Below are 13,358 nucleotides of genomic sequence, written 5' to 3'. Positions count from 1 at the left end.
CCACGCCGACCCCGACTCCACCCCCGACTCCCGGCCCGAGTCCGTCTCCCTCGCAGGAGCTGCCCGTGACCCTCTCGATGCCCGACCTGGCCAGCCTCACGTGGGAAGAGGTCACTGACTGGCTCGTCGGCACACCGTTGCTCATCATCACGGTCATCGTCGTCGGCCTCGTCGCGCGGTTTCTGCTGCACCGGCTCATCAACCGGGTCGTCTCGACGGCAACGTCACGCCGCGCGGAACGCCTCGCGAGCATCCCGGGCGCCGGCCGGGCGCTGCAGGCCGTCGGGGTCGCCAACGTCCGCCACGTGCAGCGCACCCAGACGATGGGCGCCCTGCTCAAGAGCATCACGACGTTCGTCGTGGGGGGCATCACCGTCCTGACCGTCCTCTCACTCGTCGGGATCCCCCTCGGCCCGATGCTGGCCTCCGCCAGCGTCGGCGGAGTGGCCCTGGCCTTCGGTGCCCAGAGCCTCGTCAAGGACTTCCTGTCGGGCGTCTTCATGATCGTCGAGGACCAGTACGGCGTCGGTGACGTCATCGACACCGGCGAGGTCGTCGGCACGGTCGAGAACGTGTCGCTGCGCGTCACCCAGCTGCGCGACGCGGGCGGCATGACGTGGTACGTCCGCAACGGTGAGATCGTCCGCATCGGCAACAAGACGCAGGGCTGGTCGACGGCGATCGTCGACGTGCCGATCGCCTACGACCAGGACGTCGAGAAGGCGATCGCCGTGATCCGCGACGTCGTCGGCTCCATGGACGACGACGACGCCTTCAAGGACATCCTCCTCGAGGAGCCGAACGTCGTCGGCGTCGAGTCGATCGCCAACGGCGTCATCACGATCCGCATCATCGCCAAGACGATCGCCAACGAGCAGTTCGGCGTCCAGCGCGAGATGCGCGAACGGGTCAAGGCCGCCTTCGACCGTGCGGGCGTGCGCAGTCCCGTGCCCGTCATGCCGCCCTACGGCGGGGCGGCCCCGCAGTGACCTCGCAGTGACCCCGCAATGATGACGGGCACCGCTCTGGGAGACTGGCCGACGTGACGTACTACGACGACTTCGGTGGCCACGAGACCTTCGCCAAGCTCGTGCACGAGTTCTACCGCGGCGTCGCCGAGGACGAGCCGCTGCGCGCCCTCTACCCCGAGGACGACCTCGGGCCGGCCGAGGAGCGCCTGCGGATGTTCTTCGAGCAGTACTGGGGGGGACCCACGACGTACTCCGAGCAGCGTGGCCACCCGCGGCTCCGGATGCGCCACATGCCGTATGCCGTGACGCCAGACATGCGGGACCGCTGGCTGCTGCACATGATGAACGCCGTCGACACCCTCGGGCTCTCCCCCGAGAACGACGACCGGCTGCGCGACTATCTGACGCGGGCGGCCTACTCCCTCGTCAACGCGCCGGGGCCCGACGGCACCTTCTGACGAGCTTCTGACGGCTTCGCGACTCTCACAGCAACTCACAGCCCATTCACGGGTCACGGCCCTCGCTGCGGGTGTTCTCTGGAGTCAGGTGTTTCCACGGTCGGGCCGCGCGTCCGACGACCACGACGGAGGGATGCGGCATGGTGTCGATCAACAAGAAGGTGGCAAGCGTCGCGGCGGTCGGTGCCGCAGCCGCCGCCATCGGCCTCGGCGTCTCCCAGGTGGCCCGCGCCGACGACGCGACGACGACCCCCACCCCGTCGGCGACCTCGACGCAGGGCGACCCCAACCAGGGCACGACCGACAGCACGCCGGGCAACGGCCGGGGCTGGGGTCCCGGCGGCCGCCACGGCGGCCTGGGTCCCGGCATGGGAATGGGCAAGGGCATGGGGAAGGGCGCGGACCTCGCGGCGCTCGCGACGACGCTCGGCGTCGACCAGACCAAGCTCGAGGACGCCCTCAAGGCCGTGCGGGACGAGCTGAAGGCCGGCCGCACTCCCGGGCAGGGCGCTGCCACGAAGCCCGACCCGGCGACGATGCAGGACGAGCTGGCGACGAAGCTCGCGAGCAAGCTGGGCATCGACGCGGCCAAGGTCAAGGCGGCCTTCGCCGACCTGCGGGCTGCCCACGAGGCCGACGAGCAGAAGGCGTTCGACGACCGCCTCGCCCAGGCCGTCAAGGACGGCACGCTGACGCAGGCGGAGGCCGACGCGGTCGAGAAGGCGGCCAAGGCCGGCGTCATCGACATGCACGGCGGTCCTCGCTGACCGTGCCGTGAGCGTGCCGTGAGCGTGCCGTGAGCGTGCCGTGAGCGTGCACGGAAGGTGCGAGCAGGGCGTCACCCGGGTCCCGGGTGACGCCCTCTCAGCGTGTCGCGAGGTGCGCCCGCAGCGACGGCACGACGTGGTTGCGCAGCAGGGGCGCGAGGTCTGCCGGGAGCTCGTCGTCGAGGCCCAGCCACCGCTGCTCGGCGATCTCGGCGAGCGGTGCCGGGGCGTCGTCAGGGCGCAGGTGCGTGACGTACACGGTCGCGTCGACCCAGGCGTCCGGCTCGTTGGCCGCGACGTCGTGGAAGCGCCCCAGCGGTTCGCCGACCCCCGAGACGTCGAGCCCGACCTCCTCCATGACCTCGCGGACGGCTGCCTCCCGCGCGGACTCCCCCGGGTCGATCTTGCCGCCGGGCAACATGAAACGGGTCGAGCCGGCCTTGCGCACGGTCAGCAGCCGACCGTCCCGGACGAGGCAGAAGGCAGCGGTGACAAACGTCGTCATGACCCCGACGGTAGTGCGGGCGCGTCGGCGGGCTCCCAGCGGACCCGGTGGCCGGTGACCCAGGCGCTCGAGCGCTCGGTGACGACGAAGCGGAAGACGAGGCGCATCATCGCGTCGCGCACCGCCCGCCCGGCCCGACCCGGGATCTTCGAGCTGCTGCTGCGCGCTCCGGCGGCCACGATGCGCTCGACGCGTCGCCGCCGCGCGGTGTCGTATGCCGTCAGGGCCTCCTCGACCGTGCCGGCGTCACGCAGGCACGTGGCGAGGACCACGGCATCCTCGAGGGCCAGGGCCGCTCCCTGACCCGAGCTCGGTGACGGCGCGTGCGCGGCGTCGCCCACGACGACCATGCGGTCGCGGTGCCAGCGGGCGACCCGGGGCAGGTCGTGGGTGTTGTCGGCCCACAGCTCGAGCCGGCCGGTGCGCACGAGCTCGGCAGCGGGGCCGGCATCGTCGGCGAGCAGGTCGACGAGGAGGCCGCGCCACTGCTCGGGGGTGCGGGCGGCGCGCTCGGCCGGCGTGATCGCCGGGCCGGGCACGTTGACGAACCACACGACGTCACCGTCCGGGGTCGGGTGGGCACCGAAGAAGGCGCGGGACCCGAAGACGAAGTGCCACTCCCGGGCAGGGAGCGTCGCGGCGACCGATGTCCTCTCGGTGATGCCACCGAAGTTCGTCAGCCCGACGTAGCGCGCCGCAGCCGCCTCGGGGTCGATGGTGCGACGGACCAGCGAGCGGACACCGTCGGCGCCGACGAGCAGGTCGCCGTCCGCCGTCGACCCGTCCTCGAGGGTCACGGTCACCCCACCGGGCCGGCTCGCGACGTCGACCACCCGGCTCCCGTGGCGCACGACGATCCCGCGTCGTTCGGCCTCGTCGACGAGAGCCGCGGCGAGGCGGGAGCGCTTCATGGTCACGGCGACGGTGCCGTCGTCGAGCGGGACGCCGAGGCTCATCGTGCCGAGCACCCGACCGGTGGCGCCGACCATGACGTTGCGCTCGCTCGGGAAGCCGATCGGTGTGACGAGTCGCCGGGCGCCGACCAGGTCGAGGGCGTGCAGGCCGTTCGGGGCGAGCGTGAACCACGAGCCGGCCTCGCCGTCGGACCGCGGCCAGGCCTCGAGGACGACGGCCTCGATCCCGGCCTGCTGCAGGGCAAGCGCGGTGGCCGGACCGGCGATGCCGCCTCCCACGACGAGAGCCTTCATCTTGGTAGCCTTCCTTACGAGAATCGAATGTTTCGAGATTCGAAAGGTAAGGCCGATGTCGTCCGCCCGTCAACCCCCGCTCCCCGACAGCCGCGAGCAGCTCGTCCACGCGCTCGGCGACGCGATGCAGCAGTACCAGCGCTCCGTGCAGGCGTTCGACGACACCGTGGGGCGCGCGCTCGGCCTGGGGCCGGCCGACCTGCGCTGCCTCGACTGGCTCGTCGACGGACCGAAGTCGGCGGGCCAGCTGAGCACCGCGACGGGTCTGCGTCCGGCCGCCACGACGGCGCTCATCGACCGCCTCGCCAAGCGCGGGCTCGTGCGGCGGACGCGTTCCGAGACCGACCGACGCACCGTGCTCGTCGAGATGACCGAGCTCGGCCAGACGCGGACGTGGGAGGCCTACGGGCCTCTCGTCCGCGCCGGGCAGCCGATGCTCGACGAGCTGAGCACCGAGCAGCTGGGGTTCATGGCCGACTACCTGCGCCGGATCACCGCCCTGACCGACGAGCACCGGGCGCTGCTCGCGCAGCACCCGCCCGAGCCCGCCTGAGCGGGCGACGCCGCCCCCGGCATACGCCGTCGTCGTGGCCCGGCGGAGCCGCGCTCAGCGGGTCGCGGGCGGTCCTGCCTCGACCCGGCGACGGACCTCGGCGAGGCCCTGCGGCCCCGGATCGAGGTCCCACCAGCTCTCGATCCACCACGTGGCGCCGGCCTGCTCCCAGGCGGCGGGCTCTGCCGGCTCGAGCGAGGTGAACGAGCCCCACGAGTCGGCCTCGATGACGACGTCGTAGTGCTCCCAGGGCAGGCCCGCCTCGGTGCGGAGCCGGCGCACCGGGTCGACGACGGCCGCGAACGCCTCGACCGTCTTGGCCTGCCCGTCGGGTGGCGCGATCGCGGGAACGAGGCCCTGCCATCGGGCGGCGCGCTCGAGCGAGCGCTGGCGCCCACCCCCCGGCGTGGGCGCCCCGACGACCCAGACCGGCGGGTGGGGGCGCTGGGGGGTCGCCGGCGGCAGCATGAAGTCGTTGGGGCCAGCGCTGTAGTGCTCACCCGCGTACGTGAAGGTCGCGGCGTCCTCGAGCAGCCCGGCGTAGATCGCCAGGCACTCGTCGAGCTTGCGGGCGCGCACGGCGCGCCCCTCGTCTGCCTCGAACGCCGTCCAGCCGGGATGGAGGGCCCCGAGACCGACCGACATGAAGGCCCGCCCGCCGCTGATGCGGTCGACCGAGCCGACCCGGGAGGCGAGGTCCCACGGCCGGTGGCGGGACGCCGGCGTCAGGAGCGTGCCGAGCCGGATGCGCTCGGTGACCATGGCGGCCGCGCCCAGCTGCACCCAGGCGTCGACGCCGTAGAGGGCCTCCCAGCCCAGGACGGCGTCCCACCCCCGCTCCTCGCCGAGGCGCGCCAGCTCGGCGAACTCGCGCTCGGTGGCGTACGGGACGACGAAGCCGCTCTTCATGCTCCGTTCCTACCAAGGGGTGGGGACAGCGGGGCCCTCGTCGCGCGAGAGACGACGCGTTGCAAGAAGTTGCAGAACTTTCTTTGAGTTTTCGGCCTGATGCGGAACGATGGTGGCCCGTGACGCGATCAGCAACCCAGACCCTGACCCACCCGGCGCGCGACCTCGAGGTGCGCGAGGAGGCGACCCCCGTGCACGCCGCGGACCGCCCGGACGCCGCCTGGTGGCGCCAAGCGGTGATCTACCAGATCTACCCGCGCTCGTGGGCCGACAGCGACGGCGACGGCATCGGCGACCTTCCCGGCATCACCTCGCGCCTGCCCCACCTGCGCGCGCTCGGCGTCGACGCCATCTGGCTCTCGCCCTTCTACACCTCGCCGCAGGCCGACGCCGGCTACGACGTCGCCGACTACCGCGACATCGACCCCATCTTCGGCACGCTCGCCGACGCCGACGCGATGATCGCGCGCGCCCACGAGCTCGACCTCAAGGTCATCGTCGACATGGTGCCGAACCACTCCTCCGACGAGCACGTGTGGTTCCAGGCCGCCCTGGCCGCCGGCCCCGGCTCGGCCGAGCGTGAGCGCTACATGTTCCGCGAGGGCCGCGGCGAGCACGGCGAGCTGCCCCCGAACAACTGGGAGTCCGTCTTCGGCGGCGCCGCGTGGACCCGGGTCACCGAGGCCGACGGCAAGCCGGGCCAGTGGTACCTCCACATCTTCGACACGAAGCAGCCCGACTTCAACTGGGAGCACCCCGAGGTGCGCGCCGAGTTCGAGTCGATCCTGCGCTTCTGGCTCGACCGCGGTGTCGACGGCTTCCGCGTCGACGTCGCGCACGGCCTCATCAAGGAGCAGGGCCTGCCCGACACCGAGGAGGAGCGCACGACGATGCTCGGCCACTCCGAGCACGAGCACGGCCTCGAGGGCCTGCACGAGGCGGCTCCGGTCGAGGAGGCACCGCGGATCGACCACACGAAGCGCAGCCCCATGTGGGACCAGGACGGCGTGCACGAGGTCTACCGCGCGTGGCGGCGGATCCTCGAGTCCTACGGCACGCCCGACCGCATCCTCTGCGCCGAGGCGTGGGTCGAGCCGCAGGAGCGGGCCGTCGCCTACGTCCGTCCGGACGAGATGCACCAGGCGTTCAACTTCGACTTCCTCACCGCCTCCTGGACGGCCGAGGACCTGCGCACCGTCATCACCTCGTCGCTGCACGCCGCCGACTCCGTCGGCGCTCCGTCGACGTGGGTGCTGTCCAACCACGACGTCGTGCGCCACGCCTCGCGCCTCGGCTTCGCGCCCGGCACCCCGCGGATGAACGGTATCGCGGCCACCGACCCGCAGCCCGACCGCGAGCTCGGCCTGCGTCGGGCGCGGGCCGCCACGGCGCTCATGCTCGCGCTGCCCGGCGGCGCGTACATCTACCAGGGCGAGGAGCTCGGCCTGCCCGACTCCACCGACATGCCGGCCGAGTTCCGGCAGGACCCCACCTTCGCGCGCACCGACGGTGCCGAGACCGGCCGCGACGGCTGCCGCGTCCCGATCCCGTGGTCCGCCGACGGCCCGTCGCTCGGCTTCGGCCCCGGCGACAGCACGTGGCTGCCGCAGCCCGACGTCTACGCCGACTACGCCGTCGACCGCCAGGAGGGTGTGGCCGGCTCGACCCTCGAGCTCTACCGCGCGCTCCTCGCCGCCCGTCGTGAGCTGTCCCTCGGGACCGGCTCGCTCACCTGGGTCGAGGGGTATGCCGGCGACGTCGTCGCGCTGACCAACGGCTCCTCCCAGCGTGGCCGGGTCCTCGTCGTCGCGAACCTCGGGGCCGAGCCCGTCGCCCTCCCCGAGGGCGCGGAGCTCGTCGTGGCCTCCGGGCCGCTCGAGGACGGTCTCGTCCCGACCGACACGACGGTCTGGGCCCGCTGGTCCTGACGTCCTGACCACAGGTCCCCGACCCGCTCGCGCGTGAGGCCCCCGTCCTGCTGGACGGGGGCCTCACGGCATACGTGCTCGCGACCTGCGGCGCCGGTCAGGTCACCGGCGCCCGGGCCCGGACCCCGTCGACCGGGTGTAGTCGGCGGTGGCGCCCGACGGTGGGGTCAGGGAGTCCGCCGACGCCCAGGTCGTCGGCCGGGGCGCCAGCGCGAACCTCACGTCGGCGCCGTTCCTGACGGAGCGCAGCGGCAGCCACGAGCCCGGGTGGGTCGCGCCGTCGACGGTCATGCCGGCGATGAAGGGCGACGACGCCGCGTCACGGTCGGTGGTGATGCGAACCGCCTTGTTGCGCAACCACATCGTGACGCCCGGGAACTGGGGCGTGGACAGCGCCAGCCCGGACGACGAGCCGACCGTCGGGTACATCCCGAGGGCGGCGAAGACGTACCAGCTCGACAGGGCTCCCATGTCGTCGTTGCCGGGCAGGCCGTCCCGACCGGTCCCGAACGTCACGTCCATGAGCTTCTGCACGATGTACTGCGTGGACGCCGGCGCGCCGGCCCAGTTGTACGCCCACGGGGCGTTGAACCCCATCTCGTTGCCCATGTAGAAGGTCTCGGAGTCCTGGCCTCCGTTGAGCTGCTGCATCGTCGGCACCGTCGAGAGGGAGGCGTCGATGGAGAAGAGCCGGTCGAGGCGTGCGACCGCCTGCTCCTTGCCGCCGATCGCCCTGATGAGGTCGGTCCACGCGTAGCCGAACGACCAGAAGTAGTTCGGCTCCGTCGACTCGTGGAAGGTGCCGGGCTGGAGCGCCCCCGGCGTTCCCGGGGTCGTCGGGGCGGCGCGCGTCGCGATGCGGCCGTGGTCCGCGTCGAAGATGTGACGCCACCAGCCCGTCCGGTCCACCAGCGTGTCGAGGTCGGACTGGGTGACGTCGACACTCGGGTCGGTACGCACGGACTGCGGGATCTCGGCGAGGAAGGCCGCGGCGGCACGGTCGCTGTTCCAGCGCTCGATGTTGCTCGAGGACCACTCCGGGCTCGGGTAGTAGCCGTCGCGGAGGTACTGCTCGGAGCTGCTCATGCTCTTGTTCGCGTTGCACGTGCTGCTCTGGTCGAAGACGGACTGCTTCACCAGTCGGGCCGCGTTCCTGACGTCGAAGTCCCTGGCCCCGAAGGAGTAGACGCCCGCGAGCACCGGAAGGGCGTTGTCGCCGGCCATGGGGGTCGAGTCGTCGCTCGCGTCGACCCAGTGCGGGAAGGCACCGCACTGCTCGGCGTCCACGACGAGCGACTGCATCATCTCGCTCGACTCCTTGGGCGCGAGCAGTGCGAGCAGCTGGGCCTGGGAGCGGTAGGTGTCCCACAGGGAGAAGCTGCTGTAGTGCGTGCCGTAGCCACCCGTGCTGCCGTCCGGGCGGGTGTACGCGTAGTCCGCCACGTTGGCGACGGGTCGCTGCTCGATCCCGCCCGTCGTGTCGACACCGGTGGCGAGGGGCCGCCCGGCCTTCATGCTGCGGAAGTCCCCGTTGACGTCGGAGTAGACCGTGGGCGAGCCGAAGACCCGGTAGAGCGCCGTGTAGAACTTCACGAGCCCGTCGCGCTGCCCGGGCGTGAGCGTCGTGGGGTCTGCCGCACGGTCGACCTGGATCGTGTTGAGCCGCGCGTTCCAGGCGGCGTCGGCGGCCCGGCGGGTCTGCTCGAAGCTGTTCCGGGCGTTCTCGGCGTGGAGGTTGCGCTCGGCGTTGGCCACGCTGACCGCGGAGATCCCGACCCGCATCGTCAGGGTCGGGTCCGAGGCGGGCAGGTCGTAGTGCAGCAGGGCGGCCCCGTCGCGGACGGTGTTGACGCCGGGCTCGGCGGCGTGGGTCAGCGGACGGTCGAGCTCCGCGTAGAAGTGGACCGGCGAGTTGTACGGCGTGCCGTACGGGGTGCAGAACGCCGGGGCGACCGACGTGCCGGACAGGACCCGCCCGGAGCTGCTCACGGTCAGCGACACGTGGTCCGACGTGATCTTGCCGGCCTCGGTGGCGCGGTTGCTGTTCCCGTTGAGCCTGGTGTCGATGGAGAAGTAGCCGGAGCCGGCGTCCGGGTAGGTCAGCTGCGCCATGCCCGTGCGGGTCGTCGCCGTCAGGTCGACCTTGACCTTGTTGTCCATCGTCACGCCGTAGTAGCCGGGTGACGCCGACTCCGTCTCGGTGTGGAAGCCGACACCCGTCGGGACGCCCGTGCTCGATGCGACGGCGGTGGGCGTCGAGGCGGGCATCATGCCGACAGCTCCCTGCCCGGGGCAGCCCACACCATTGAGGTGCGTCAGGCTGAAGAAGTTGATGCGTCCCGTGGGCGCCTCGGGCGGGTTGAGGTAGCCGCCGGACCCGTTGAAGTTCGTCCGCGGCATGTCGGGGCCGAAGTTCGTGAAGCCGAAGGGGACCTTGGCGCCGGGGTTGTTGTTCCCGGCGTAGCCGCTCGTGGCAGAGACCGCCGTGCCGATGAACGGGTCGACGTACTGCGTCAGGGGCAGCACCTCCCGGTGGTGCGGGGGGACGGCCGGATGGCCCTCGGCGAGAGCCGTCGCCCCCGAGCTCGCTGCGAGGAGGCCGACGGCCACGAGCGCGACGGCCCGCCTCCTCCGGTAACTGGGATGGGACATGGTTGGCGCTCCTTCTCCCCCGACGCTGGGGGGTGGTCGTCTGGCCGGGCCACCGTATGGGCGTGCCGGAACGGCGGACAAGGCGGATTGCCCTCTTTGTCCGATCAGGACGTCCGGCGGGACACGTCGTGTCGGCCACCGGCCACGAGTCCTGCGCCTGCCCCGGGACGCGCTCGTCACGGCATACCCGGGCCTGTGGATGACGGCCGAGGGGGCACGCGCGGCTCTCCTACGGTCGAGGACATGACGCGCTACGCCATCGACGCCCACGGGGTGTCCCGTGAGCGGCTCGCGCTGGCGCACGACCCCGCCGAGCTGCGCGAGTGCGCGTCACTCGTGGGCGCGTCGACCTCTGGTGGGCTGGCCTCGCTGGGTGACGAGGGTGACGTCCTGAGGGTCGCGCTCGAGCGGTTCCGCGTCGTCCACACCCACGCCCTCGATGCCGTCGCCGACGCGGCCGACGCGCTCGGCGGCCGGCTCGACCGGTCGACGCTCGAGGCACGGGCGGCGGAGCTGTTCGTCACCGCCCAGTTCGCCGGAGTGACCACGAGCAGCGCTGTGGCTCTTGGTGATCCGACCAACGCAGCGGCGTCGTGAGTCGCGTCCACGAGACCGGTCACGCGTCCGTGACGATCCCCGGCGACGTCGCGCTCCCGCTACCGAGGGGTGACGTCGCAGGCCTCCGAGCGGCCGCGCGCTCGCTCGACCGGGCCGCATCTCGAGCCCGTTCGACGGCCACCGTGCGCGGGACGCTGGGGACGCGGCTCGCAGCCGTCTGGACCGGGGACGCCGCGACCGCGGCCTGTTCGGAGGCCGACGAGCTGGGCGTCCGGGCGCGTCGCGTGGTCGGCGCGCTGCCCGTCGCGTCCCGGTCCCTGCTCACGTATGCCACCGCGCTCGACCACGCCCAGGCGCGCGTTCGCTCGTTGCAGCGTCAGTGGGACGCACTCGACACCGAGCACGCGCTGGCTCTCCTGCGTGTCGCGGCGCTGCCCGACCCGACGGGCGCCGTCGGACTGCTGGCGACGGAGCAAGCCCGCTCGGAGCAGGCGGTAGGCCGCAGCCGGCTGAGCCGCACGTACGCCGGCGTCCTCGACGACCTGCGCGCGGCGGCACGACGTGGTGCGGGGCTCGTGGCCGGCGCCACCGACGTGACGCTCCCGTCCGGCACGGTGGCCGGTGCGGAGCGGGTGCGGTCTGCCGTCACGGGTGGCCTGTGGTTCGCGGATGGCGTCGTGACCGCACGCGTGTCACGTGACGCCGCGCTCGCCGACAGCCTCCTCGTGCGCCGGGCCCTGACCGCGGTGGGGGCAGCGCGCGCGACGGGCGACGGGAGCACCGCGCAGGTCGTGAGCCGTGTCCGGGCACGAGTCGACGACCCGGTCTACGCGCAGGCGCTGCTGTCGGAGCTCGGTCCCGACGGGCTCGCCCGGCTCCTCATGGCCGCCGGTGTGACCCGGAGCGCATCGGGTGCCCGCGTCGACAGGGTGCGCGATCTCCTGGGCGCGTTCGGTTCGCTCGTCATCACGGCCACGAGCCACGCAGCGCCCACCGGGACCGACCCGCGGACTCGTGCCCAGCTGGCGTCGAGTGCCGCCCTGCTCGCGGACGACCTCGTCGCCGGTGTCGACACGGTTCACGTCGACCCGGTGGGCGGGGGCAGGGCGACCGGGGCGTGGCTGCTGGGCCAGCTGCTCTCGGGGGCCCGGTCCGCCGGCGACGACCGCCGGCTCCCGCCCGGGCTCGCACGACGCGCGGCCGCCGCGGCAGCCACCGCGGAGATCGCCGGGACCCGCGACGCCGACGTCGCGCTGACGCACGGGACGACGCTGCTCGCCGACGCCGGGGCGGCCTTCGCCTCGTGGTACGACGACGGCACGCTCACCGGTGACCCGGTGCACGTGCTGCTCGGTCAGGTCGGCAACGACCCCGTGGAGCAGTCGGCTCTGCTGGCCGAGCCGCTGCCCGGGTCGCCGACCGCCGGGGGTGCGTTGTCCAACGCACGGGGCGACCGCCTCACCCTCGGTGAGCACCTCGTGCGTCGATGGGTCACCCACGAGGCCAACGGGATCGAGAGCCACCCTGATCTCCGGCTGTCGACCGACACCGACCTCGTGCGGCTTCTCACGAGCGTCGCGACGTCCACGGACGAGGGAGCAGCCGAGACCCGCGCGCGGGTGATGCTCGAGGTCTCGCGCACGAGCGCGCACGCGATGCTCGAGGCGTCGACGACGCGCATCTACGCCGGGGCGACGGCGCCCGTGGAGCACCTCGTCGTCGACTGGTTCTCGGCGATGCGCGAGAACGTCGACCGCGCTCTCCGGGCGCCGATGCTGGGCTCGGAGCCTGCCTCGGGCTATGCCGTCGCGACCTCACACGGTATGCAGCCGTGGCTCGACGGTCCGGAGCTGACCGGAGTCGTCGGCGCCCTGGCGCTCGACACGGGCATGGGCCTGCGCGCCAAGGACACTGGTGTCGCCTACCAGCGACTCGTCGACCGCGAGCTCGGGGCGGCGCGGGAGACCGTGGAACGCGGGGGCGACGTGAGTCGCGACGTCGTGCGGGTGGGCTTTCTCGACCAGGCGGCGTCCGCGTCGCTCGTGGCCGTCGCCCGACGCCAGGACGCGCTGAACCGCTCGGCGTGGCAGTCGCTCGCCGAGGCCGGTCACGTCATCGCCGAGGTCCGACGCAGGGGCGTCAGCGGCCTGGTCGCGACGGTGCACACCTACGTCGACGGCGGGACGATGCGCACGTCGACCGACGACCTCGTCATCGCCCTCGTCCGTTCCCACGTGGAGCTGGCCCAGACCGAGCTCGACGACGGTCGTCGCGCGGAGCTGGTCGCCCGCATCGAGGCGATCACCGGAGACTGCACCGACGTGCTCCCGGCCATCCGACTCGGGGCCGGCCGCGCTCCTCTCCTCCCGACGGTCGCCGACCTGCGGGCGGCTCGGGACGCCGAGATCCGGGCCGCGTTCGACGCCGCCGTCAAGGACGGCGCAAGCAGCAGCGCGAGCTCGGCCACGGACCGCCTCAGACAGCACACGGGCCCTCTCGACCGGACCCATGTCGTCCCCGGGCGGGCGCAACCGTGGGAGCCTTCGCCCGCCGATGCGGAGACTCGAGTACGCGACGCGCCGCTGACGGGGTCGGCGCAGAAGGCCGATCCGTGGCATCGCGCCGGTTCCTGGGTGATCGACGACATAGGCGAGCGCGCAAGCGTGTTCCCCCTGCTCGGCGGGGACGGGCGACGACGGACGCTCATCCAGATGCCCGGTAGCGTGAACGGGGTGCCCGGCCGGTTCGAATGGATCCTCGACGGGGACCACCTCACTCATCAGCTGTTCGTCCGAGACGGAAAGATCAACGGGGTGCCCATCAAGCCATGAGTCACGAAATCCGGACAC

Annotated in this window: 11 protein-coding genes; 7 read left to right on the top strand and 4 right to left on the bottom strand. The window is 72.6% G+C overall.

Annotation, left to right across the window (positions count from 1 at the left end; translation table 11 throughout):
• Positions 1-65 precede the first annotated feature (65 nt).
• From ACSSS0_RS18705 to ACSSS0_RS18695, 3 genes are all read left to right on the top strand, one after another.
• Entirely contained in the window at positions 66-989 is a 924-nt protein-coding gene (locus ACSSS0_RS18705; RefSeq protein ID WP_487229179.1) for a mechanosensitive ion channel family protein, read from the top strand.
• A 53-nt stretch (positions 990-1,042) separates the two neighbouring features.
• Positions 1,043-1,429: a globin gene (locus ACSSS0_RS18700; protein WP_435986491.1), complete on the top strand. Its 387-nt coding sequence runs from the start codon at positions 1,043-1,045 to the stop codon at positions 1,427-1,429.
• 140 nt (positions 1,430-1,569) lie between these two features.
• Positions 1,570-2,196 (top strand): hypothetical protein, encoded by a 627-nt coding sequence (locus ACSSS0_RS18695; protein WP_487229178.1) that lies wholly within the window; start codon positions 1,570-1,572, stop codon positions 2,194-2,196.
• 97 nt (positions 2,197-2,293) lie between these two features.
• Here ACSSS0_RS18695 and ACSSS0_RS18690 read toward each other — a convergent pair whose 3' ends face one another.
• Positions 2,294-2,701: an NUDIX hydrolase gene (locus ACSSS0_RS18690; RefSeq protein WP_487229177.1), complete on the bottom strand. Its 408-nt coding sequence runs from the start codon at positions 2,699-2,701 to the stop codon at positions 2,294-2,296.
• On the bottom strand, positions 2,698-3,909 hold the full coding sequence (locus ACSSS0_RS18685; protein ID WP_487229176.1) for an FAD-dependent oxidoreductase: 1,212 nt from the start codon (positions 3,907-3,909) through the stop codon (positions 2,698-2,700). The genes ACSSS0_RS18690 and ACSSS0_RS18685 overlap by 4 nt, the downstream gene beginning before the upstream one ends.
• A gap of 55 nt (positions 3,910-3,964) precedes the next feature.
• On the opposite strand from ACSSS0_RS18685, the gene ACSSS0_RS18680 reads away from it, so the two are divergent.
• Complete coding sequence (locus tag ACSSS0_RS18680) at positions 3,965-4,462, top strand: MarR family winged helix-turn-helix transcriptional regulator (protein WP_435986495.1); 498 nt, start codon at positions 3,965-3,967, stop codon at positions 4,460-4,462.
• A 54-nt stretch (positions 4,463-4,516) separates the two neighbouring features.
• On the opposite strand, the gene ACSSS0_RS18675 is transcribed toward ACSSS0_RS18680, so the two are convergent.
• Entirely contained in the window at positions 4,517-5,371 is an 855-nt protein-coding gene (locus tag ACSSS0_RS18675; protein ID WP_435986496.1) for an LLM class flavin-dependent oxidoreductase, read from the bottom strand.
• Between the two features lie 119 nt (positions 5,372-5,490).
• On the opposite strand from ACSSS0_RS18675, the gene ACSSS0_RS18670 reads away from it, so the two are divergent.
• Positions 5,491-7,299, top strand: coding sequence for a glycoside hydrolase family 13 protein (locus ACSSS0_RS18670; RefSeq protein WP_435986497.1), 1,809 nt, complete (start codon positions 5,491-5,493; stop codon positions 7,297-7,299).
• Between the two features lie 102 nt (positions 7,300-7,401).
• Here the strand turns inward: ACSSS0_RS18670 and ACSSS0_RS18665 are convergent, their stop codons facing one another.
• Positions 7,402-9,951: a glycoside hydrolase domain-containing protein gene (locus ACSSS0_RS18665; protein ID WP_487229175.1), complete on the bottom strand. Its 2,550-nt coding sequence runs from the start codon at positions 9,949-9,951 to the stop codon at positions 7,402-7,404.
• Positions 9,952-10,194: 243 nt separating this feature from the next.
• On the opposite strand from ACSSS0_RS18665, the gene ACSSS0_RS18660 reads away from it, so the two are divergent.
• Complete coding sequence (locus ACSSS0_RS18660; RefSeq protein ID WP_487229174.1) at positions 10,195-10,548, top strand: hypothetical protein; 354 nt, start codon at positions 10,195-10,197, stop codon at positions 10,546-10,548.
• Entirely contained in the window at positions 10,545-13,340 is a 2,796-nt protein-coding gene (locus ACSSS0_RS18655) for a hypothetical protein (RefSeq protein ID WP_487229173.1), read from the top strand. The genes ACSSS0_RS18660 and ACSSS0_RS18655 overlap by 4 nt, the downstream gene beginning before the upstream one ends.
• The last annotated feature ends 18 nt before the right edge of the window (positions 13,341-13,358 follow it).

It is taken from the genome of Terrabacter sp. R4-6 (assembly GCF_057529065.1).
This window is presented reverse-complemented; position numbering and strand designations above follow the sequence as displayed.

Bases quoted from the DNA above. Each gene is read 5' to 3' on its own strand.
- ACSSS0_RS18695 (WP_487229178.1), top strand. From the start codon at position 1,570: ATGGTGTCGATCAACAAGAAGGTGGCAAGCGTCGCGGCGGTCGGTGCC.
- ACSSS0_RS18690 (WP_487229177.1), bottom strand. From the start codon at position 2,701: ATGACGACGTTTGTCACCGCTGCCTTCTGCCTCGTCCGGGACGGTCGG.
- ACSSS0_RS18685 (WP_487229176.1), bottom strand. From the start codon at position 3,909: ATGAAGGCTCTCGTCGTGGGAGGCGGCATCGCCGGTCCGGCCACCGCG.
- ACSSS0_RS18680 (WP_435986495.1), top strand. From the start codon at position 3,965: ATGTCGTCCGCCCGTCAACCCCCGCTCCCCGACAGCCGCGAGCAGCTC.
- ACSSS0_RS18675 (WP_435986496.1), bottom strand. From the start codon at position 5,371: ATGAAGAGCGGCTTCGTCGTCCCGTACGCCACCGAGCGCGAGTTCGCC.
- ACSSS0_RS18665 (WP_487229175.1), bottom strand. From the start codon at position 9,951: ATGTCCCATCCCAGTTACCGGAGGAGGCGGGCCGTCGCGCTCGTGGCC.
- ACSSS0_RS18660 (WP_487229174.1), top strand. From the start codon at position 10,195: ATGACGCGCTACGCCATCGACGCCCACGGGGTGTCCCGTGAGCGGCTC.